The following is a 21,276-nucleotide window of genomic DNA, read 5'->3' as shown; positions in this document are numbered from 1 at the left end:
AGGATGTCGCCGTGCCTTTGACCAGACTCGACGAGACGCTGCGCCATCAGATACCCACCACTTTCGATCACGTGGGGACCAGCGACCCCCGGTTCTTCGACCGGTACTGGTTCTCGTGCTACGACCCGGCCGGGTCGCTGACCATGATCATCGGGGTGGGTCTCTACATGAACATGAACGTGTTCGACGGCTTCGTGGCCTGCCAGGTGCCCCGCGACGACGGGGGCAGCAATCAGCGGAACTTCCGCTTCAGCCGGGCGTTGCGCCCCGACATCGACCGGGTGGGGGTGGGACCGCTCGACATCGAGATCATCGAACCGTTCAAAAAAGTTCGCCTAACCGCCTCGGGCAGCGATCACCCCATCGAGATGGACCTGACGTGGACTGGCTTCCTGCCCCCCAAAGAGGAAGACCACCACTTCAGCCGGGTTCGAGGCCGGGTCACCCAGGACTACCGGCGCTATACCCAGGTGGGCCGAATGGACGGGACCGTTACCCTCGATGGCACCGACTACTCCGTGGAGAACTGGTGGGGCGGCCGGGATCACTCCTGGGGAGTGCGACCCCAAACCGCTGGGCCCGAACCGGTCACCGGCGAGGACGGCATCGACGTGCGGGCCCAGCACGGCTCGGTGTTTTACTGGCTGCCGTTCTCGTGCCCCGACTTCGGCGGCCACGTGCAGGTCCACAGCACCGGTGACGGCCGCCAGCACTATTTGGACGGGGTAATCGGACAGTCTGACGGCTCCGAGACCGAGGTGGTGGCCGCCGAGTTCGAGGTTGACTTCTGGGACGACACCCGCCGCTGGCGCCAGGTTCGGTCGCAGTTCACCGACTCGGCCGGAGAGGTTTACGAGATCGAGACCAACCAGATCCACCGCGACTGGGCCATGATCGGCACCGGCTACGACTGGGGCTGGGAGGACGGCGGCGGCCTCGGGGTCTACCGGGGGCAGTACTACTCCGAGACCGACACCTACGACCTGTCCCACCCCGAAAACGTGGTGCTCCCCTCCGGCGAGGTCCGCGTCCCCGGCCACCGCGAGGCGCCAGCGGTGGGCACGGTGAACGGCCAGCCGCTGGCCGGCCACCAGATCGTGATCTGCTCGGGGCGAGTGCCCTTCTTGGGCTTGAACGATGATGTGAGGCCATGGTGAGTCAAGAGCAGTCTTTTGCCGACCAGGTGGTGATCGTCACCGGAGCCAGCCGAGGCGTAGGCGCAGGCCTGGCCATCCGCCTCGGCGAGTTGGGCGCGGGGGTGGCCTGTGTGGCCCGAGCTACCGACTCGGCCCGATTCAAGCTGCCCGGCACGGTGGACGAAACCGCAGCAGCAGTTGACGAGGCTGGCGGCGACGGCTTGGCCGTGCCCTGCGACCTGTCCCGCCCCGACCAGATCGAGGCCATGGTGGAAACCGTGGTGAGCCACTTCGGCCGCATCGACGCCCTGGTGAACAACGCCGCGGTGACCTTCGTGGGCGACCTCGAGATTGAGCTAAAGCGCTATGAGCTGACCATGGCCATCAACACCACGGCCCCGCTGCTGGCCACCCAGCTTTGCCGACCCTATTTGGCCGAACGCGGCGGGCGAATCATCAACGTCTCCTCGGCGGCCGGCCTCGCCTATTTCCCATCGCTGATGACCTACGGCATGTCCAAAACCGCACTGGAGCACCTGACCGTGAGCAGCGCGGCCATTCTGGCTGAGGACGGTATCGCCGTGAACTGCTTCCGCATCGATACCGCGGTGGCCAGCGAGGGCTTTGTGATGAACGCTCCCGACGCCGATCACTCCACCTGGGCCGACACCTCGGTTTCCGCCGAGGGCATCGTGTGGATGCTCCAACAGCCCACCTCCTACACCGGAAGGCTGGAGAGCATGGTGGGCCTAGCCCAGCAGGAGGGCATCATGGCCGAGATCGCTCACAAGACCAGCTCCAACGCTCCATCGGCGAGCCAATGGAGCATCGACCGCGCCCGGGGCATTGTCTAAGGCCCAGGAGGTTCACTCCTTCTGCCGCATCTGCACCGCCATGTGCGGCATCACGGTCACCGTCGAGGGCGACCAGGTATTAAAGGTGAGAGGCGACGACGCCCACCCCATCTCCAAGGGCTACACCTGTCCGAAGGGCCGGGCGTTGCCCGAATGGCACCACCACCCGCACCGGCTCGACCGACCCCAGATCGGCGATCAGGCCGTGGGGTGGGACCAATGCCTCGATGACCTGGGCAGCCGCCTAGCCGCCATCATCGAAGAAAGCGGCCCTGACGCGGTGGCCATGTACCTGGCCAGCGGCTCGGCGTACGACGCCAACGGTCGCCGGGCCGCCGAGCGGTTCCTGGGTGCCATCGGCTCCCGCCAGAAGTACACCGCCACCACCATCGACACTCCCATGCGCCCGCTGGTGGCCGAGCTCATGGGGGGCTGGTCGGGGATAACCCCCATGTGGGACCAGGAAGCGGCCCGGATGCTCCTTCTGGTGGGCACCAACCCGGTGGTGTCTCACGGCCACGGCAACGGCTTGGCCGACCCCATTACCCGGCTGCGGGCCCAGCAGAAGCGCGGCCCGGTGTGGGTGATCGATCCCCGCCGCACCGAGACCGCCCGCCTCGCCGACCGCCATCTGGCCCCCCGGCCCAGCACCGACTACCTGATCCTGGGCTGGCTGGTGCGTGAGCTGCTCGACGATGGGGCCGATTGGGACTACTTGAACGAGCACTCGGTAGGGGTCGAAGACCTCACTGCCGCGGTGGCCCCCTTCACCCTGGACCGGGCGGCAACCGGCACCGGGCTAGACCCCGCCGAACTGCTCGAACTCCTCGACGCAGTGCGAACCGCGGGCCGGTTATCGGTGCTGTCGGGCACCGGAGTGTCCATGGGCCGCCATGCCAACGTCACCGAGTGGCTTCTGTGGGCGCTGGCCGCGGTCACCGGCTCTTACGACCAGCCGGGAGGGATGTGGTTCAACCCCGGCTACCTGATGCAGCTCGACACCCGAAGCTGGCAGCCCTCCGACGGCCAGCCCGAACCCGGACCGGCCAGCCGTCCCGAGCTCCCCCGCCGCTTCGGCGAGTACCCGTGTGCAGCCTTGGTAGACGAGATCGAGGCCGGCAACGTGCGGGCGCTGGTGGTGGTGGGCGGCAACCCGCTGATCGCCTTCCCCGACCGAGACCGGACCCAATCGGCCTTCGCCTCCCTCGACGTGTTGGCAGTGGCCGACGTGGTGGAAACCGACACCACCGCGCTGGCCACCCATCGGCTGCCCGTCGCCGGGCAGTTGGAGCGGGCCGACCTACCCTGGATGCTCGACGCCTACCAGCCAGCCATCGCCACCCACTACACCCCCGCCGTGGTTCCACCCGGCGCCAACCGCCGGCTCATGTGGCAGGTCTTCGCCGACCTGGGCCGTCGGCTGGGTGTGGGAGTGCTGCCCCGGGGAGTCGACCCCGACACCGCCACCGACGAGGACCTGCTGGCCCTCATCGCCGAGCGGGGCCGCAGCGACGCCGCCACCGTTTTGGCTGCCCGGCGGGGCTTGGTGGGCGAATCCCGCCCGGTCCACGGTTGGGTGCTCGACCGGGTGCTGCCCGAAGGCCGCTGGCGTCTGGCCCCCGAGCCTCTGGTGGAGCAGTTGGCCGACCTCGACGACCCCGCGCCGGTCGTGCTGCTGCCCCGCCGCCAGATGCGCACCATGAACGGGCAGCTCCGCGACTTGGGCGATGTCGGCCCCGAGGTGCTGATCCACCCCGACCACGGCATCGCCGACGGACAGCCGGTGCAGGTCCGCAGCGCCCACGGCGAGCTGGTGGGCACAGCCCGCACCAGCGACGAGATCACCCCCGGTGCGGTGTCCATTCCCCACGGCTGGGCCGACCCCAACGTCTGCACGCTCACCACCGCCGAAACCGACGTCGATCCCCTCACCGGCATGGTCTGGCAGTCGGGACTGCCGGTTCAGCTCAGCCCGGCAGAATCAGCTTGAGGGCCGCATGAGCACCGAGAGTCCGAGTCTGCTGCAACTGAAGCTCCCCAAAGAGCTCGGCGGCCTCGAAGCCGATCTGCGCTCCCAGTTCCTGGCCACCGAGGCCGCCAGCCGCGCCGACGGATCAGCTGGCTGGAACGAGACATTCACCACCACTTCAGCGGCCATAGCCGCCGCCCGCCTGCCGCAAGACGGGCTGAACGAGGTGGCGGCCAGCGCCACTGGAGGGGCAGCCTGGCCGCCTTTCACCGGCACGTTCCCACTGTCGGGAAGGGCTGCACCGGCCCCCGACGGCGTGGTGTTGACCGGGCGATGGGGATTCGGCTCCGGCATCGTCGACGCCGCCTGGGTGGTGGCCGGCTGCACCACCGAGCTGGGGCCACGATGGGCCGTGATCCCGGTGGAGCAGGTGACCGTACACGACACCTGGCAGGTCAGCGGCCTGGAGGAGACCTTGAGCCACGACTACAGCGTCAAAGAGGTGTTCGTGCCCCATAGCCGGCTGTTCGACCTGTCCCAGCCGCCGCCTCGAGGCGGCATCCTGCACCGACTGCCCATGTACGCCTTGATCACTCCCGACCACTGCGGGGTGAGCCTGGGTATCGCCCGGCGGGCGCTGGATGAGATCGCCATCGCCGCGGCGGGCAAGAACCGCCTGACCAGCGCAGCCCCCCTCGATGAGCGCCCAGCGTTCCAGCGCGACCTCGGCCAGGCCGACACCAAGCTGCGAGCCGCCCGGGCCCTGGTACTAGAAGTGCTGGACGAGTTCTGGGCAGCGGGAGTGGCAGATCAGCCAGTGCAAGACGAACTGGTGCAACGAGCCCGGGCCGCCGCCACCCATGCCGCCGACATTGCCGTGGAAGTGGCGTCGATGGCCTACCGCCGAGGCGGTGGCTCAGTCCTCTACCAAGATCATCCCCTCAATCAGTGCTTCCGAGACGCCCACGCCGCCACCCAGCACGTCCACGTGACCGACGAGATGTTCGAGCTGGTCGGCGCCACCCTGCTGGGTGAAGCACCCTAGGTGCCTACGAACCAGTCGTTACGGACTCACTCGGGGGGTTTCGCGGAGGACCCATTAGTTCACTACCCAGCGCAACTGCACCTGCGAGGGCAATCACCATTACCACTGACGAGCCAACAAACAAGATTTCGGGACCCCAAGCGTCGTAGACCGACCCCGTGGCAAGCGCAGCTAGACCGGCAATGACCAAGCCCAAGGCCCCGTAGAGGCCTTGAGCCGCGGCGGCCTGCTCTCTAGGGGCTGACAAGGCCACCGCTAACTGTCCAGCGGGCATGGTGAACGCGTCAAACATGGCGTGAGCGGCTGACACGGCAATCAGCACCCACACGAAGTCCACAAAGCCGTACACAAACATGCAGGCCACCGCTCCCATTATTGAAACGGGCATCACCCGCATTGGCCCGCGCCGATGGGCCACTCTCCCTCCGAACGGGGCCAGTGGAATCATGGGAACTGCGAACAGACTTATGGAAAAGTAGATGAGCCGAGTGCCGGCCCCAAGATCATCTAGCAGCACTGCCCATGACGTTTCGAAAACTCCGATTGTGGTGAAAAACGCGGCGCCGGCTAGCAGCCCTGACCTTAGGGATCGGATTCGGAACAGTTCCCAAATCCGAGTCTTGGTAGTCGCGACCTCACTTACGGTGAGGTCAAGTCTGAAGACCCACAAGTAGATAAACGTGTAGAGAACAGCCATGAATATGAATGGGGCTTGCAGGTTGAATGACTCGGCAAGCTCTCCCGCCGCCACTGGTCCAAGCACAAAGCCGAATATGTCGAACGCCCCCATCGTCCCCAGGTTTTGGCCCATGTTGGCCGGATCGCGGGTGATGAGAATGCGCCGAATAGCGGGACCAGTTGCTCCTGTTCCGGCACCAAGGAAGAACCGAGCGGCAGTGAACTGCCAGGCCTGATCAGCCACCGTCATGCCAAGCATGGAGACGATGGCAACAATCACTCCACAATGCACGAGAAGCGCGACATGACCTTTGTCGGCGAAACGAGACAGCCCGATCTGTGCTAGGACCCCGGCGAAAAAACCTACTGCCGTTATGAAGCCCAATTCGGTTTCGCTGAAACCAAATTTCTCCCGAAACTTAGCCAAGAGAGTGAACACGGAGCCGTAGCCCATGGACAGCGCGCCGGTGACCACGAAATAGGGCATAAATTGGCGCGCCGAACCCAGGGAGGTGTTCACAGCCATCGGGGAACCCTACTCCCCGCTCAGGTCGATTGACTCAGCGCTCTTCTCGGCGATAGGGCAGGCCCAGCGCGGCCGGTGCGGGAGAAGGCCGGTGGCGATAGCGCCAGCTGATGATCACCAGCACCACCACGGTGAGCACGAACGGCAGGATGCCCAGCAGCGCCGGCGAGATCCGGTTCACCTCCACCCCCAGCAGCTCGATGTCGAAGGACTGCAAGCGGGGTTGCAGGGCCAGTGTGAAGCCGAACAGCAGCGCACCCAGGGCCAGGCGCCCCGGCCGCCACGCCCCGAAGATCACCAGGGCCACCGCGATCCAGCCCCGGCCGGCCACCATGCCCTCGGTCCAGCCCGGGGCCATATATAACGAGAGGAACGCCCCCGCCGCTCCGGCAAACGCTCCGCCGACCATGACCGCCCCTGCTCGCAGCGCCATCACCGAATGGCCGACGGCGTCGGTGGTGGGCGCCGATTCACCCACCGCCCGCAGGGCCAGGCCCAGCCGCGTGCGGGTCAGCACGAACCACACCGCCAGACCGAGCAGCACGGCGAGGTACACCACCGGCGGCTGGTCGAAGAAGATCTCGCCGAACCAGGGAATGTCGGCCAGCCCGGCAATCCCCAGGTCGGTGAACTTGGTTTCAGGCCTCTCCCCCACCACGTTTCGGCCCACATAGGCGGCTAGCCCCAGACCGCCGATGGTGAGGGCCAAGCCCGACACCACCTGGTCGGCCCCCAGCACCACGCTCACCAGGGCGTGGAATCCGCCCACCAGAGCGCCCACCGCAGCCGCGGCGAAGAACGCGGCCCACGGACTGCCGGTTTCCAGCCCGACCATGAACCCGCTCACCGCGCCCATGGCCATCATCCCCTCCACCCCGAGGTTCAACACTCCAGACCGTTCGGCGATCAGCTCGCCCAGCGCAGCCAAGAACACCAGCGTGCCGAACTGCACGGTGGCCACGAACAACCCGATTAAGGCCGCTTCAGACATCAGGCGCCTTCCACGGCTGTTCCGGGTTCCTCTGATTCTGTGGCCGCCGAATCTCCAGAAGGCCCGGTCCAGCGGACCCGGTAGTTGAAGAAGACCGCAGCCACCAGGGCGCCGAACAGGATCATGGCCTGCAATATGTCGGAGTTGGCCGAGCTCACTCCCATGGTCTGGATGCTCTGGCCGCCCACCTGCACCGCACCGAACACAAAGGCCACCACCGCTACGCCGGATGGGCGCATAAGGGCAAGGGCGGCCACGATGATACCGGCAAACCCGTAGCCGTTGGACAACCCTGATTCCAGTCGGGTGGCCGACCCGGTGAGCTGCACTGCACCGGCCAAGCCAGCGATACCGCCCGACAACAAGAGCGCCGTCAAGATCTTCCGGCGCAGGGAGACCCCGGCGTAGCGGGCGGTGTTGGGCGACGACCCGGCCAAGCGCAACTCATATCCCCATGCCGTGCGGGACACGGCCAGCCAGAACACGATCAGCAGGCCCAACGCGATCAGCATGCCGATGTTGGCCCGGCCGAAGAGCCCCGGCAGCGCCGCCTGCTCCGGCACCGGCTCGATCACCGCAAACCCGAACGACTCGGGATCTTTCCACGGGCCGGTCTCCAGCCACTCCACCACCCGGATGGCCACATACACCAGCATCAGCGTGGTGATGATCTCGCTCACCCCCAGATGCGACCGGGCCAGCGCAGGGCCGAGCATCAGCACCATGCCTCCGGCAATGCCCGCCACGATCATCACCGCAATCAACAGCGGGCCGGGCAGACCGTCGGCCACCATGGCCACCCCGGTGGCGATGGTGGCGCCGGCCATCATCTGACCCTCCGCGCCGATGTTCCACAGTCCCATCGAACCGGCCACCGCGACCGCCAAACCGGTCAGCGCAAGCGGGGTGGCCCGCTCCAGAGTGCGGGACAGCGAGTCGGTGCCCATGAACGCCGAGTCGAACATCCGCTCGTACACCTCGGCCGGGTTGTGGCCGGAGGTCAATAACAGAATCACCCCCAGCAGCAGCGCCACCGCGATGCCGACCACGAAGGCCACCGCCTGGGTACCGGGGATTACCTGCTCCCGCCGGGCCAAGACCGGTCGAATCATGCCGACGCCTGGCCTGCCATCGCGGCGCCCACCTCGCCCCTGGTGGCGGCGTCCGGGTCCAGCTCGGCCACCACCCGGCCCTCATACATCACCAAGAGGCGGTCGGACAGGGCCAGCAGCTCGTCCAGGTCTTCAGAGATCAACAACACCCCCACCCCGTCGGCCCGCTGGGCCACAAGGTGGCTTTGGATGGCTGCGACCCCCTGCACGTCCAATCCCCGAGTGGGCTGGGCCGCCACCAGCACCGATGGCTGCTCGGCCAGCTCCCGGCCCAGCAGCAACCGCTGGAGATTGCCCCCCGACAAACCGGCCACCGCGTCGTTGAGTCGGCCCACCCGTACCCCGAACCTCTCCACCAAGCCTTGGCAGAAGCGAAGACACCTGGCCATCACCAGCATGAGGCCCCGCCGCTGGGAGCGATACGAGCGGACCACTGAGTTGTCCACCACCGACATCTTGGGGGCCAACCCAACCCCGAGGCGATCCTCGGGCACATAGGCCAAGCCGAGGCGGTAGCGGGCACCGGGCGGAATCCGCGTGATGTCTTGCTGGTTGAGCTCCACCCGACCCCCGACAGGCGATCGCAGCCCCGCGATGGTCTCGGCCAACTCCTTTTGGCCGTTGCCCGACACCCCGGCGATGCCCACAATCTCCCCTGATCGCACCGCGAGGCTTATGTCGGAGAGTGCGGGCAAGCCCCGGTCGCTGAGGGCGCTGACGCCCTCCAGCACCAATGCCTCACCGCCGGCCTCGACGGGCGGCGGGCGATCCACATACCCGCCCTCTGACGACCCCACCATCAACTCGGCCAGCGCGGCCCGATCCACCGTCTCCAAATCGTCCACGGTGGCCACCGTCTTGCCCAGGCGCAGAACGGTGGCCTCATCGCAAAACGCCACCACCTCGTCCAGCTTGTGGCTTATATAGACGATCGACCGGCCGTCGTCGGCCATTGCCCGCAGCGTGGCCCCCAACTCTGCGGCCTCGCCGGGAGTAAGCACCGCAGTGGGCTCGTCCATGACCAGAACCGATGCGTCCCTCCACAGGGCCTTGAGGATCTCCACCCGCTGGCGCTCGCCCATCGAGAGATGCCACACCGGGCGGCCGGGGTCGGCGGCCATGCCGTAGGCCGCCGACAGCTCGGCCACCCGGTCTTCGATCTCCGCCTCCCGGAGCAGCCGGGGAGCGGAACCCAGCACGATGTTCTCGGCCACCGTCAAGGTGGGCACCAGCCGGAACTCCTGGTACACCATCCCCACGCCAGCAGCGATGGCATCGGCCGGCGAGTTGAATTGGCGCCGCCGGCCGTTCACCCACACCTCGCCGGCATCGGGCCGGTATACCCCGGCCAGCACGTTGACCAGTGTTGTCTTGCCCGCGCCGTTCTCACCCAGCAACGCGTGAATCGTGCCGGGGCGAACCCGCAGGTCGGCCCCGGCACAGGCGATCACTCCGGGGAATCGCTTCTCGATTCCCCGGAGCCAGACCGCGTGGTCGGCATCAGAAGATGCCATTTCTGTTCCCGGGAGACTCCCGGCCTAGGTCAAGAAGGATCGGCGTCGCCGACGACACCCTCGACGAAGAAGCTCATGCCCAGCATTGAGCCGTCGTCCATCGTCTCGCCTTCGGCCACGACCACGTTGCCGTCTTGATCCCTGATCTCGCCGGTGAACACGTCCCATGAGCCGTCGGTCAGTTGGGCAGCCACCTCGTCGATCTCCGCGGCGACATCGGCCGGCACATCGTCGGCCAGCGGAGCCAGGGCGACGATACCGTCGGCCATACCGCCCCAGTAGGCCCCCGGCGAATAGGTGCCGGAAGCCACGGCATCGATGATCCGGGCGTAGTACGGGCCCCAGTTCCACACCGGTGCGGTGATGAACGCATCGGGGGCGAAGGCGCTCATGTCGGAGTTGTACGACACCCATCGGGCGCCGGCCTCCTGAGCGGCGATGCCGGGCGCCGTGGAGTCTTGGTGCATGGCGATCACGTCGGCGCCGGCCTCGAGCAGGGCAGCCGCGCTGTCGCCCTCAACGGCGGGGTCGAACCAGGTGAAGGTCCAGGTCACGTGGACTTCCACGTCGGGGTTCACCCGCTGCGCCCCCAGTGTGAAGGCGTTGATGCCCCGCAGAACCTCGGGAATCGGGAACGCGGCCACATAGCCGATCTGGTTGGCCTCGGTGATCGCTCCCGCAGCCATCCCCGACAGGTAGCGGGGCTGGTACATGCGGCCGAAGTAGTTGCCGAAGTTGGTGTCGTTCATCTTGTAACCGCTGGCGTGCTCGAACACCACGTCGGGGTACTCGCCGGCCAACTCCAGCATGGGGTCCATGTATCCGAAGGAGGTGGCGAAGATGACGTCGGCCCCCTCGTTCTCGATGAAGTCCACCGCCACCGCGCGGAAGTCCTCGGCAACCTCGGGGACGCTCGCCACGAACAGCGTGGTCGCCCCGGTCTGATCCTCGGCAAACAGGCGGCCCTGGTCATGCGCCCACGTCCAGCCCGCGTCGCCCGGTGGGCCCACGTAGATGAACGCGGCAACCACCTCGTCGCCCATGGGTTCTTCTTCCATGGGTTCTTCTTCCATGGGCTCTTCGTCCATCGGTTCTTCGTCCATGGTGTCTTCGTCCATCGGTTCTTCGTCCATGGGCTCCGGTTCCGGGGTTGGTGCCTCGGTTGCCGGCGCTGGCTCGGGAGCCGCGTCATCGTCGTCGTTTCCGCATCCGACGGCGACCAATGTGATCGTCGCCACCACTACCAGCAGCTTCAGCAAGAACTTCTTGGCCATTATTCCCTCCTTGGATCGGCTCAAAAGCCAGCCCCAAGAGAGTAGCCTTTAACGCTGACACGGGTGCCACAGGCTCCGTTACCGCTTCATTACAACTTCGATTCGACAGGTTCTGCCGTGACTGCATTTTCCAGCATCCCCGAGGGCTTCGGCCTCGAAACCGAGGTGGTCAACACCACCGCGCGCGACCGAGCGGTGGAGCGATGCCGCCAGGTGGGGATCAAGCTGCCGACTTTCGCCGAGCTGGCCGACCCCCCGGCGGCCGATGGCGGGCTGGCCGGGGTAGACCCTGATGCCGCCGACGCCGCCAACTTGTGGCGGGTGAACTGGTTCAATGACGCCTCAAGGGCGGGTCGGGCTGCGGTGCCCGAGTACGTGGTGATTCCCCCGGCGCTGTCGGGGGTGGAGTCGCCCATCATCATGCTGCTGGGCAACCGGTTCCCGATGATCGGGGCCCACAAGGTGCTGGCCGCCTACTCCTGTCTGGCGCCCCGCCTGGTGACCGGGCAGTTCGACCCCACCGAGAACCGGGCGGTGTGGCCGTCCACCGGCAACTACGCCCGAGGCGGCATCGCCATCTCCAAGATCATGGGCTGCCGTGGGGTGGCCGTGCTTCCCGAGGGCATGTCGGCGGAGCGGTTCGAGTGGCTGGACCGGTGGACTTCGGACCCCTCCGATGTGATCCGCACTCCCGGCTCGGAGAGCAACGTGAAGGAGATCTACGACGCCTGCGCCGCCCTGGCCGAGGACGAGGCCAACGTGATCCTCAACCAGTTCTGCGAGTACGGCAACTACCTGGGCCATGTGACCGCCACCGCCGCCGCCGTGGAGCGGGTGTTCGAGCACTACTTGGCTGGGCACCCGTCGGCCCGGCTGGCCGGGTTTGTGGCCGCTTCGGGATCGGCGGGGACGCTGGGGGCGGGCGACCCGATCAAGGAGCGCCACGGGTCGGCCACCGCGGTGGTGGAGGCGCTGGAGTGCCCCACGCTTCTGTACAACGGCTATGGCGAGCACAACATCCAGGGCATCGGCGACAAGCACGTTCCGCTGATCCACAACGTGGCCAACACCGACGTGGTGGTGGCGGTGTCCGATCGGGCCACCGACGAGTTGGGAGTGCTGTATTCCTCTGCTGAGGGGCGGGCGCTGCTGGCCCAGCGGGGGGTGGGCGACGATGTGATCGCCCATCTGGACGACTTGGGGCTGTCGTCCATCTGCAACCTGCTGGCCTCGGCCAAGATGGCTGCCGCTCTGGACTGCGGTTCCGACGATGTGATCGTGACCATTGCCACCGATGGGGCTGCTCTTTATGGCTCGGAGCGGGCCAAGACTGTTGCCACTGACTTTGGGGGCGAATTCGGATCGGCCGAGGCCGCGGCGGTTGCCGACCGGTGGCTCAACGGGGTGGACACCGACCACTTGCTTCAGCTCAGCGACCGTGATCGGGATCGGGTGTTCAACTTAGGGTACTTCACCTGGGTGGAGCAGCAGGGGGTGGACCTGGACCATTTCGATGCCCGTCGAGATCAGTCGTTCTGGGTGGCCCTTCGGGATCTGGTGCCGGTGTGGGATGAGCTGATCGCCGACTTCAACGCCCGAGTCGCCCAATAATGATCCAAAGCCTGGCTTGCTCGTGTGGGGCGGTCGCGGCAGCCGACGCGTGGGCGTGTGCGAAGAGGGGTAGTGACGATCGGGACCATGTGTTGGCGCTGCCGATGCCGAATTGGTCGGTGGATGGCGACAGCCAGCAGCCGTTCGTTCGTTATCGGCGGATGCTGCGGTCTTGGGTTGAGGCAGAGGACGATGGCTGGTTTGTGGACCGGGTGGGCCAACTCGATGCCGCCGTGGCTGAGGTGGACGGGGGCGGGTTCCAGGTCACGCCTTGTTCGGAATTCCTGGTTGGCGAGCGAATCATCACCGTTAAGGACGAGACCGACAATGTGTCGGGATCGCACAAGGGTCGGCACACATTTGGGCTGATGCTGCATTTGCTGGTGCGGGAGCGTCGGAGCGGTGGTGCTGGGGAGCGGCCTCCGTTGGCTATCGCTTCTTGCGGGAATGCCGCGGTGGCCGCCGCGGTGGTGGCTGCGGCTGAGCGATGGCCGCTCACCGTTTACGTGCCTGTTGATGCCGAAGCGGCTGTGGTGGCTCGGCTGCAAGAGCTGGGGGCGCGAATTGAGACCTGTCCCCGGATTGACGGTGAAGAGGGCGACCCTTCCTACCTTCGGTTTCAGGAGGCGGTTAGCGCGGGGGCGGTTCCCTTCGGGTGCCAGGGACCGGACAACGGCTACACCATCGACGGGGGCCGCACCCTGGGCTATGAGTTGGCCGAGCAGGCTCCGGACATCGACCGGGTATATGTCCAGGTGGGTGGGGGTGCGCTAGCCACATCGGTGGCTCAGGGGCTGGCCATCGGACAGTCTCAGGCCGCGCTGGTGGCGGTGCAGACCGAGGGGTGTGCTCCGCTGGCTCGGGCGTGGGAGCGAACTGCCGAACTGGGTGGGCTGGATGAGGCTCGGCGGCAGCGCTCAGCGGTCATGTGGCCGTGGACGCCGACCCCCGCCTCAGCAGCCGCCGGGATTCTTGATGATGAGACCTACGACTGGGCCGCGGTCACCCAGGCCATGGCCACCACCGGCGGCCACCCCGTCGTGGTTCCCGAACCCGTGGTCACCGAGGCCTGCGAGGCGGGTCGATCAGCAACTGGCATCAATGTCAGTCCGACGGGTTCGGCTGGCTTGGCTGGTCTTCTCTGTGACGATCCGTCCGCCGAGTCCAAACCGGCAGTGCTTTTTACTGGCGCTCAGCGATGACCTCCCGCACAGTGCTTCGGGGCGCCCGCTGGCCCGGCGATATCGCCATTGCCGACGGCCTCATCGCCGAAGTGGGTGCTATCGAGCCCCAGCCCGGAGATGCTGTCATCAATGTGGACGGCGACATCATCACCGCCGGGCTGGCCAACACCCACCACCACCTCTATCAGTGGATGACCCGAGGCCGTGCGGTGGGCTGTGACCTGTTCAACTGGCTGGTGGAGCTGTACCCGGTGTGGGGGCGGCTGTCGGTGGACGATGTTGCGGCGGCGGCGCTGGTCGGTTTGGGCGAGTTGGCCGCCACCGGGTGTACTTCCGCCTCCGACCACCACTATCTGGTGCCCCACGGCGACGATGCGGTGTTCGACACCATCGTCGAGGCCGCTGCCACCGTGGGCATCCGTCTGCACCTGAGCCGGGGGTCGATGGACTTGGGCGAATCCCAGGGCGGGCTGCCTCCCGATCATGTGGTGGAAGACCTGGACTCCATCATGGCCTCCACTGAGCGGGTCATCGCCCAACACCACGACGGCGACATGGTGCATGTGGTGGTGGCGCCGTGCAGTCCGTTCTCGGTCAGCTCTGAGCTGATGGAGGCGTCGGCTGCCTTGGCCCGACAGCATGGCCTGCGCCTCCACACCCACCTGTGCGAGACCATCGACGAGCAGGAGCACTGCCTGGAGCGATTCGGCCGCCGGCCGGTGGAGCAACTCGACGAATGGGGCTGGTTGGGCGACGACGTATGGCTGGCCCACGGCATCTGGTTCAACGACGAGGAAATCGCCCGACTGGGCGCAGCCGGGGTGGGGGTGGCCCACTGCCCCTCGTCCAACGCCCGTTTGGCCGCCGGCACCTGCCGAGTGACCGACCTGGAAACCGCCGGTGTGCCGGTTGGTTTGGGCGTGGACGGGGTGGCGTCCAACGAGGTGGGCGGCCTGTTCCCCGAGCTGCACCAGTCGCTGTATGCCGCCCGCCTGCGGGCCATGGACCCCAGCGCCTTCATGCCCGCCGACGCCATCCGCCTGGGCACCTCCGGCGGGGCACGCTGCCTAGGAGTGTCCGACCGCCTTGGCCAGATCGAACCGGGCATGGTCGCCGACCTCGCCGTGTGGCCCGGCGATGACATCGCCGACGTCGTCGATCCCCTGGCCGGACTGGTCCTCGGCCCCGACCGCCGGGTTCGCCACCTCTACGTCGGGGGCAACCCCGTCGTCCAAGACGGCCAGCTGCTCGGCTGCGACCTCGCCGCCGCCCACGCCGACCTCGCCCAGCGAGCCCGCCGCCTCTGGGACTAGCGATTCTCGGCTAGCTGAAGGGCACCGAGGATGGCGTTGCGCATGTCTCTAGGGTCGATTACGTCGTCGCTGCCGAGGCGACCGGCCAGGCGGTAGGGACCGGAGCGCTGCTCGCGCTCTACTTGGGCTTGGGTCTCGGCGTCGAGCTTGGCTGAGCGGCCGCCGGCATCGGCGGGCATTGCGGCCATGTTCACGCTGGGCAGGGAGAACGACTGGGTCTGGTTGTCGAACGGGTTCTGGGCCATCACCACCGAGCCGAAGCCGAACGCCTTGCGCATGGTGATCTCGATCTTGGGATTGGAGAGGCGGCGCTCGGCTTTGTACATCTTGCCGCCCCACTTCAAGATGCCCTCCCGCTCGGCCTTGGTGCCCGCCATCACGCCGGGGTTGTCGGCCAAGAACACCACCGGGTGGTCGTAGTTGCCGATCACCTCCAAGAAGTCGGTGGCCTTGATGGCCGCCGCCGCGTCCACCGAGCCGGCCAAATAGGCCGGGTTGTTGGCCACGATCATGGTGGGACGCCCCCCGAAGCGGGCCAAGCCGATGATGATGGCCGGGCCGTAGGCGGGCTGGATCTCGAAGAAGCTGTCGTCGTCCACGATGTGGTCGATCACCTGGTGCATGTCATAGGGGCGGCGGTCGTTGGGGGGGATGATGTCGAGCATCTCCTCCACCACCCGGGGCTCGGTGTCGGGGCCGCTGGCCTGGGGCGAGGGCTGGCCGGCCCTCTGGGGGAAGTACGACAGGTAGAGGCGGGCCATGTCGATGGCTTCCTCGTCGTCGAGCGCCTCGTTGTGAGCCGAGCCGGCGATGCGGGTACACACGTCGGCGCCGCCCAGCTCCTCTTTGGTCACGTCCTCGCCGGTGGCTGCCTTCACCAGCGGCGGGCCCCCGGTGAACATGGAGGCATACGACGTCATGATCACGAAGTCGCTGAGGGGGGCGGCCAGCGCGCCGTGGCCGGCGGAGGCGCCCATCACCAAACACACCATGGGGACTTGCCCGTTCAGGTCGGCGTAGGCCTGGAGGTCGCCGGGCGCACGGCTGCCCCCGGTGTCGGTGAGCCGGTGGCCGGCGCCTTCCAACATGGTGACCAGCGGGAGGCCCTCCTGGGCGGCCAGCTCGGCCACCCGGTAGCGCTTGGCGGTGTTGCCCGCTCCGATCGACCCGCCCAGCACGGTGAAGTCCTCGGCCCCGGCCAGCACCGTGCGGCCGTCGATCCGGCCGTAGCCGCACACGAACCCGTCGGAGGGGATGTCTTCCAGGGTGCCCACCAGCGGGCCGATCTCCCGGAAGGTGCCGGGGTCGAACAGCCGGTCTATGCGCTGGCGCACGTCCAGCTTGCCCCGGGAGTGCATGTACTTCTCCACCCGCTCGGGTCCGCCCATGGCCGCGCCCTCAGTGCGCCGCCGGTCGAGCTCCTCCAGCCACGGCTTCCACTCCTCCCGGTTGTTCATGCCGGCGAGCTTATGCGGGCGAGAAGGCGTCGATCATGGCCCGCACGTCGGGGCCCAGGGGGTAGAGGATGGGACAAGTGGCCCCGTTGGCCACGTACTCGTCCACCTTGGCCCGGCACTCCTCGGCGGTGCCCGCCGCGCACAGCATCTGCACGATGTCGTCGGGCACCAGCTTGGAGGCCGCCTCCACCTGCTCCATGGTGGCGGGCCAGGTAAGCACCGCGTTCACCTGGTCCAGCAGCGAGTCGGGCACCCCGGAGGCGGCCATGATGTGGGGCTGCTGGCCCAGGTACTGGGTCACCAGTAGGCGGGCGGCGTCCAGCGCCTCGCCCCGGTCTTCGGCCAGCGAGCACACCACGAGCTGCGGGCGGTCGAGGTCGTCCACCGTTCGCCCGGCTCGGGCTGCGCCCTCGGCCAGGGCGTCCATGGCCCGGCGGTTGTAGTCGGGCGACACCAGGTAGTTGAGCACCACGCCGTCGGCGATCTCGCCGGTGAGCGCCATCATCTTCATGCCGGTGGCCCCGATGTAGATGGGCACGTCCTTGGGGCGGCGGGGCTGGTGCACGTAGTCGAGCTCCACGTCTTCGAGATGCACGTAGTCGCCGTCGAAGGTCACGTTCTCATCGGCCAGAAGCGCCCGCACCACGGTGACCACCTCCCGCATGGCCCCCAGCGGGCGGCGGCGGTCCACCCCCACCTTGCTGGCCAGCGGATCCCACCACGCCCCCAGGCCGCACAGGATGCGCCCCGGCGCCAGGTCGTCGAGGGTGGAGAACGTGGCCGCGAGGCGGGCCGGGTTGCGGGTCCACATGTCGAGCACCCCGCTGCCGACTTTGATCCGGTCGGTGGAGGCGGCGAACGCGGCCATGGGCACGGTGGCCTCGCGCACCAGCCGGGAGTCGGCCTGCCACACGGCCTCGAACCCCTTCTGCTCGGCGTATTGCACGTACTCGATGGCCTCGGATACCGAGTGGGCGTCTTGCAGGTAGAGGGCCACGGGATATGAGCTCATGGGTCGATCTCCTCCAATTTGGCGAACAGTCGGTTGGCGGCCTCGGCGGCTTTGGCCCGGATCTCGTCGGGGTCCACCCGGGTGGCCACCCCTTGGGCCAGCAGCGTCTCCCCGTCGACGACTACGTCGACAGCCCGCACGCCGGGGGTGAACGCCAGCCGCCACGGGTCGATGGGGTCATAGCTCCAGCTCACGGTGTCGGAGCGGGCCTCGGGGAACAGCTCCCAGCCCTGGGCCAGCCACTCCCACGCGGTGTCGGGGGTGGCGGTCACGTCGTGTTCCCGGTGGCGGGCGTAGGCCACCCGGAACTCCTCGAGCATGTCGGCCCCGATGCCGTCGGTGCCCAGCGCCACCGGGTTGGCGAACCGGATCGGCCGGGCGTAGCCCACCGCGTTGTTCATGTTGGACCGGGGGTTGTGGACCAGCGTGCCTTTGAGTTGGTGGCCGTCGGGCAGATGCACCCCGTGGATCAGCAGCCACTCGTCGGTGCTCCACCGCTCAAGCCGCTCGGCAGCCGGGGCGTCCACCGGGCCCTCGGCCACGTGGATATGCACCCCGGTGCCCAAATCGGCGGCCAGGCCGGCGGCGGCTTCCAGCGTGTCGTCGGTGCAGGTGAAGGCGGCATGGACCCCGACCATGCCCCGGCCCCCGGCCCGCAGAAATTGCTCGTTCTCGGCCAGGCCCCGCCGGGCCCCCTCCGCGCCGTGGCGGTCGGTCACCCCGTAGGCGCAGCTGATCCGCACCCCCACCTCGGCGCAGGCGTCGGCGATCACCTGAAGCGAGCCCTCGATGGCGTTGGGCGACTCGTGGTGGTCGACGATGGCGGTGCAGCCCGCCTCCAGCGCCTCCAGCGCCCCCAGCTTGGCCGACCACTCGATGATGTCGAGGTCGAGCGCCCGGTCGAGCCGCCACCAGATCAGCTCCAAGATGTCGGTGAAACCGGTGGGCGTGCGGGGCGGGGCGGGCATCCCCCGGGCCAGTGCGGAATACAGGTGATGGTGGGCACAGACCAGCCCGGGCGTCGTGCCGGGCAAGGAGTGCCTCACTCCCCCATGGGAAGGCTGCTGTGCCACGTTCCGCTGTGGGCCCGCAGCGCGGCGGCCACTGCCCCGGCGGTGGGCACCAGGCCGATCTCCCCCACGCCCTTGATGCCGTATGGGGCACCAGGCTGGGGCGACTCCACCAGGATCACGTCCACCGGGGGCATGTCCTTGGGCCGCAGGATGCCCAGCGACTTGAGGGTCATGTTGGTGGGCCAACCGTTCTCATCAGCGGGGAAGTCCTCGGTGAGGGCATAGCCCAGGCCCATGTGCACGGCCCCCTCGATCTGGCCCTCGCACAGCAGCGGGTTCACCGCCTTGCCCACGTCGTGGGCGGCCACCACTCGCTCCACTGCGCCCTCGTCATCGAGCACCACCATCTGGGCGGCGTAGCCGAAGGTGGAGTGGATGATGGGGTTCTCCACCCCGTCGGAGAGCTTGTTGGTCCAGTCCACCCGGTACTCGCCGAAGTAGTCCACGCCGGGCTGGCACCCGTCGGCCAGGGCGGCCTGGCAGGCGTCGGCCACCGAGCCGGCGCCCATAAGCGTGCCCCGGCTGCCGGTGGTCTGGCCGGCGCCCAGCTCATAGGTGGTGTCCACCACCACCCGCACCCGATCGGCACTCACGCCCAGCTCGGTCACCGCCACCTGCTGGGCCACGGTGTGGATGCCCTGGCCCATCTCAGTCCAGCAGTGGCGCACCTCCACCTGGCCGCCCTCGTGGTAGTCGTGGTCGAAGCGCACCACGGCCTTGGCGATCTCTTTGAAGCCGTTGCCCAGCCCGGAGTTCTTGAGGCCGAGCCCCAGTCCGACAGACTTGCCAGCGGCCCGAGCCTCGTCCCAGGCCGGTTTCACCGCCTCCAAACAGGCGCGCGCGCCCAGCGAGCCGTCGTCCATGATCTGGCCCGGCCCCCATATGGCGCCGGGGGAAACCGCGTTGCGCGACCGCATCTCCCAGCCGTCGATGCCCACCGCCTCGGCCAGGCGGTCCATCACGCCCTCCATGGCGAACTGGGCCTGGTTGGCCCCGAAGCCCCGAAAGGCCCCGCACACCGGGTTGTTGGTGCGGGCGGCCACCGCCTCCACGTCGATGTTGGGCAACGTGTAGGGGCCGCTGGCGTGGCCCGCGGCCCGCTCCAGCACCTTCATGCCCACCGAGGCATAGGGGCCGGAGTCGCCCACCATCCGGGCCCGCAGCGCGGTGAGCTGGCCGTCGGCGTCGCAGCCGGCCCACACCTCGATGCGGATGGGATGGCGCTTGGGATGCATCCGCAGCGACTCCTCCCGAGAAACCGTGCACAGCACCGGGCGGCCCAACAGCCAGGCGGCCAGCGCGGTCTGGGCCTGGTTGGCCATGTCCTCTTTGCCGCCGAACGCCCCGCCGTTGCTCACCAGCTCCACGGTGATCTTCTGGGGGTCGATCCCCAGCACCGAGGCCATCTGGTCGCGGTCGTCCCACACCCCCTGGCCGCCCGAGTACACGTGCAGGCCGCCGTCGTCGGTGGGCACCGCCAGGGTGGACTCGGGCTCCAAGAAGGCGTGCTCGATGCGCTGGGTTTGGAACACCTCGTGGATGGTGTGGGCGCTTTCCGCCAAAGCAGCGTCCACGTCGCCCCGGGCGTACACCGAGCGCGACAACACATTGCCGTCGAGCTCCCACACCGCGTCGTCGCAGCCGTTGGTCACCGCGGCAACCGGGTCGGTGATCGGAGTGTGGACCTCATAGGTCACCTGTATGGCCTCGGTCGCCCGGCGGGCGGTGGCGCGGTCTTCGGCCACCACGATGGCCAGCACGTCGCCCACATAGGAGGTGCGTCCCCCTTCGGGGATGAACACCGGCCAGTCGGTGTGGATGATCCCCACCCGCATCTCGCCGGGCACATCCGCGCCGGTGAACACCGCCGCCACGCCGTCAATGGCCTCGGCCGCGGCGGTGTCGATGGACACGATGTCGGCCCGGGCGTGCTCTGACAGGTGCAGCGCGGCGTGCAGCAGCCCCTCGGGGCGCAGGTCGTCGATGTAGTCGCGGTCGCCCAGGGCCAGCTCCCGGGCCTCGTACTTGATGCCCCGGCTGCCCACGCCGCCGGGCACCTCGGCCTCGGGCATCTCGCCCTGGGCCAGCGCCTCCACCGCATCGAGGATCTTGGTGTAGCCGGTGCAGCGGCACAGGTGGCCGCCCAGGTGCCGGGAGGCCTCCTCTCGGGTGAGCTCCGAGCCCTTGCGGTCCACCAGCGACTTGGTGCGGATCAAGATGCCCGGAGTGCAGAACCCGCACTGAAGCGCCCCGCAGGCGGCGAACACGTCGGCCATGCGGTTGCGCTCCTCATCCGACACCCCTTCCAGGGTCAGCACCTCGCAGCCGGCCGAGCGCTCCAGCGACGTCTGGCAGGCCACGCGGGCGCGCCCGTCCACCAGCACCGCGCAGCAGCCGCACTGGCCGCTGGGCGAGCACCCGTCTTTGGGCGACATGATGCCCAGCTCATCTCGCAGTGCGGCCAGCAGGTGCTCGTGGTCGCCCTTTATGGTCACCGATTGACCGTTGATGGTCAGCGTTGTCATGG

The 21,276-nt window shown here is 67.8% G+C and carries 16 protein-coding genes; 7 read left to right on the top strand and 9 right to left on the bottom strand.

Annotated elements, in window-relative coordinates; translation table 11 throughout:
* Positions 1-11: 11 nt before the first annotated feature.
* Genes ACOGI7_RS00240 through ACOGI7_RS00225 form a run of 4 tightly spaced genes read left to right on the top strand, consistent with a single transcriptional unit; the run spans position 12 to position 5,004 of the window.
* Complete coding sequence (locus ACOGI7_RS00240) at positions 12-1,157, top strand: hypothetical protein (protein WP_419849923.1); 1,146 nt, start codon at positions 12-14, stop codon at positions 1,155-1,157.
* The gene (locus tag ACOGI7_RS00235) at positions 1,151-1,990 is read left to right on the top strand and encodes an SDR family NAD(P)-dependent oxidoreductase (protein WP_419849922.1); all 840 of its coding nucleotides are present in this window, start codon (positions 1,151-1,153) and stop codon (positions 1,988-1,990) included. Before ACOGI7_RS00240 ends, ACOGI7_RS00235 begins: the two co-directional genes overlap by 7 nt.
* A complete protein-coding gene (locus ACOGI7_RS00230; protein ID WP_419849921.1) occupies positions 1,983-3,980 on the top strand; it encodes a molybdopterin-containing oxidoreductase family protein in 1,998 nt (665 codons plus the stop codon). The genes ACOGI7_RS00235 and ACOGI7_RS00230 overlap by 8 nt, the downstream gene beginning before the upstream one ends.
* A 7-nt stretch (positions 3,981-3,987) precedes the next feature.
* A complete protein-coding gene (locus ACOGI7_RS00225) occupies positions 3,988-5,004 on the top strand; it encodes an acyl-CoA dehydrogenase family protein (protein ID WP_419849920.1) in 1,017 nt (338 codons plus the stop codon).
* A 4-nt stretch (positions 5,005-5,008) separates the two neighbouring features.
* Here the strand turns inward: ACOGI7_RS00225 and ACOGI7_RS00220 are convergent, their stop codons facing one another.
* The 5 genes from ACOGI7_RS00220 to ACOGI7_RS00200 are packed head-to-tail and all read right to left on the bottom strand — an operon-like array spanning position 5,009 to position 11,099.
* Entirely contained in the window at positions 5,009-6,208 is a 1,200-nt protein-coding gene (locus ACOGI7_RS00220; protein ID WP_419849919.1) for an MFS transporter, read from the bottom strand.
* 34 nt (positions 6,209-6,242) lie between these two features.
* Positions 6,243-7,199, bottom strand: coding sequence for an ABC transporter permease (locus ACOGI7_RS00215; RefSeq protein WP_419849918.1), 957 nt, complete (start codon positions 7,197-7,199; stop codon positions 6,243-6,245).
* Complete coding sequence (locus tag ACOGI7_RS00210; protein WP_419849917.1) at positions 7,199-8,311, bottom strand: ABC transporter permease; 1,113 nt, start codon at positions 8,309-8,311, stop codon at positions 7,199-7,201. Before ACOGI7_RS00210 ends, ACOGI7_RS00215 begins: the two co-directional genes overlap by 1 nt.
* Entirely contained in the window at positions 8,308-9,825 is a 1,518-nt protein-coding gene (locus tag ACOGI7_RS00205; RefSeq protein ID WP_419849916.1) for an ABC transporter ATP-binding protein, read from the bottom strand. Before ACOGI7_RS00205 ends, ACOGI7_RS00210 begins: the two co-directional genes overlap by 4 nt.
* A gap of 29 nt (positions 9,826-9,854) precedes the next feature.
* Complete coding sequence (locus ACOGI7_RS00200; RefSeq protein ID WP_419849915.1) at positions 9,855-11,099, bottom strand: BMP family ABC transporter substrate-binding protein; 1,245 nt, start codon at positions 11,097-11,099, stop codon at positions 9,855-9,857.
* Positions 11,100-11,216: 117 nt separating this feature from the next.
* Here ACOGI7_RS00200 and ACOGI7_RS00195 point away from each other — a divergent pair, with 117 nt between their 5' ends.
* The 3 genes from ACOGI7_RS00195 to ACOGI7_RS00185 all read left to right on the top strand — a co-directional run bounded on the left by ACOGI7_RS00195 (position 11,217) and on the right by ACOGI7_RS00185 (position 15,207).
* On the top strand, positions 11,217-12,710 hold the full coding sequence (locus ACOGI7_RS00195; protein ID WP_419849914.1) for a pyridoxal-phosphate dependent enzyme: 1,494 nt from the start codon (positions 11,217-11,219) through the stop codon (positions 12,708-12,710).
* Between the two features lie 104 nt (positions 12,711-12,814).
* Complete coding sequence (locus tag ACOGI7_RS00190) at positions 12,815-13,912, top strand: PLP-dependent lyase/thiolase (protein WP_419849913.1); 1,098 nt, start codon at positions 12,815-12,817, stop codon at positions 13,910-13,912.
* Positions 13,909-15,207, top strand: a complete 1,299-nt coding sequence (locus ACOGI7_RS00185; RefSeq protein WP_419849912.1) for an 8-oxoguanine deaminase — start codon at positions 13,909-13,911, stop codon at positions 15,205-15,207. The genes ACOGI7_RS00190 and ACOGI7_RS00185 overlap by 4 nt, the downstream gene beginning before the upstream one ends.
* Here the strand turns inward: ACOGI7_RS00185 and ACOGI7_RS00180 are convergent.
* From ACOGI7_RS00180 to ACOGI7_RS00165, 4 genes are read right to left on the bottom strand one after another with little or no spacing between them, the layout of a single operon-like run.
* Positions 15,204-16,664, bottom strand: a complete 1,461-nt coding sequence (locus tag ACOGI7_RS00180) for an acyl-CoA carboxylase subunit beta (RefSeq protein ID WP_419849911.1) — start codon at positions 16,662-16,664, stop codon at positions 15,204-15,206. The genes ACOGI7_RS00185 and ACOGI7_RS00180 overlap by 4 nt on opposite strands.
* Before the next feature lie 10 nt (positions 16,665-16,674).
* Positions 16,675-17,676 carry an LLM class flavin-dependent oxidoreductase gene (locus tag ACOGI7_RS00175; RefSeq protein WP_419849910.1) on the bottom strand — a complete coding sequence of 334 codons (1,002 nt, stop codon included), beginning with the start codon at positions 17,674-17,676 and terminating at the stop codon, positions 16,675-16,677.
* Positions 17,673-18,722 carry an amidohydrolase family protein gene (locus tag ACOGI7_RS00170; RefSeq protein WP_419849909.1) on the bottom strand — a complete coding sequence of 350 codons (1,050 nt, stop codon included), beginning with the start codon at positions 18,720-18,722 and terminating at the stop codon, positions 17,673-17,675. The genes ACOGI7_RS00175 and ACOGI7_RS00170 overlap by 4 nt, the downstream gene beginning before the upstream one ends.
* Positions 18,719-21,274 (bottom strand): molybdopterin cofactor-binding domain-containing protein, encoded by a 2,556-nt coding sequence (locus tag ACOGI7_RS00165; protein WP_419849908.1) that lies wholly within the window; start codon positions 21,272-21,274, stop codon positions 18,719-18,721. The genes ACOGI7_RS00170 and ACOGI7_RS00165 overlap by 4 nt, the downstream gene beginning before the upstream one ends.
* Positions 21,275-21,276 lie beyond the last annotated feature (2 nt).

The sequence above is a fragment of the Candidatus Poriferisocius sp. genome, from assembly GCF_965204145.1.
In the GTDB taxonomy this organism is placed as follows: domain Bacteria; phylum Actinomycetota; class Acidimicrobiia; order Acidimicrobiales; family Bin134; genus Poriferisocius.
This window is presented reverse-complemented; position numbering and strand designations above follow the sequence as displayed.

Coding starts and splice junctions, on each gene's coding strand:
- ACOGI7_RS00235 (WP_419849922.1), top strand. CDS start 1,151: ATGGTGAGTCAAGAGCAGTCTTTTGCCGACCAGGTGGTGATCGTCACC.
- ACOGI7_RS00225 (WP_419849920.1), top strand. CDS start 3,988: ATGAGCACCGAGAGTCCGAGTCTGCTGCAACTGAAGCTCCCCAAAGAG.
- ACOGI7_RS00220 (WP_419849919.1), bottom strand. CDS start 6,208: ATGGCTGTGAACACCTCCCTGGGTTCGGCGCGCCAATTTATGCCCTAT.
- ACOGI7_RS00215 (WP_419849918.1), bottom strand. CDS start 7,199: ATGTCTGAAGCGGCCTTAATCGGGTTGTTCGTGGCCACCGTGCAGTTC.
- ACOGI7_RS00210 (WP_419849917.1), bottom strand. CDS start 8,311: ATGATTCGACCGGTCTTGGCCCGGCGGGAGCAGGTAATCCCCGGTACC.
- ACOGI7_RS00205 (WP_419849916.1), bottom strand. CDS start 9,825: ATGGCATCTTCTGATGCCGACCACGCGGTCTGGCTCCGGGGAATCGAG.
- ACOGI7_RS00200 (WP_419849915.1), bottom strand. CDS start 11,099: ATGGCCAAGAAGTTCTTGCTGAAGCTGCTGGTAGTGGTGGCGACGATC.
- ACOGI7_RS00190 (WP_419849913.1), top strand. CDS start 12,815: ATGCCGAATTGGTCGGTGGATGGCGACAGCCAGCAGCCGTTCGTTCGT.
- ACOGI7_RS00185 (WP_419849912.1), top strand. CDS start 13,909: ATGACCTCCCGCACAGTGCTTCGGGGCGCCCGCTGGCCCGGCGATATC.
- ACOGI7_RS00180 (WP_419849911.1), bottom strand. CDS start 16,664: ATGAACAACCGGGAGGAGTGGAAGCCGTGGCTGGAGGAGCTCGACCGG.
- ACOGI7_RS00175 (WP_419849910.1), bottom strand. CDS start 17,676: ATGAGCTCATATCCCGTGGCCCTCTACCTGCAAGACGCCCACTCGGTA.
- ACOGI7_RS00165 (WP_419849908.1), bottom strand. CDS start 21,274: ATGACAACGCTGACCATCAACGGTCAATCGGTGACCATAAAGGGCGAC.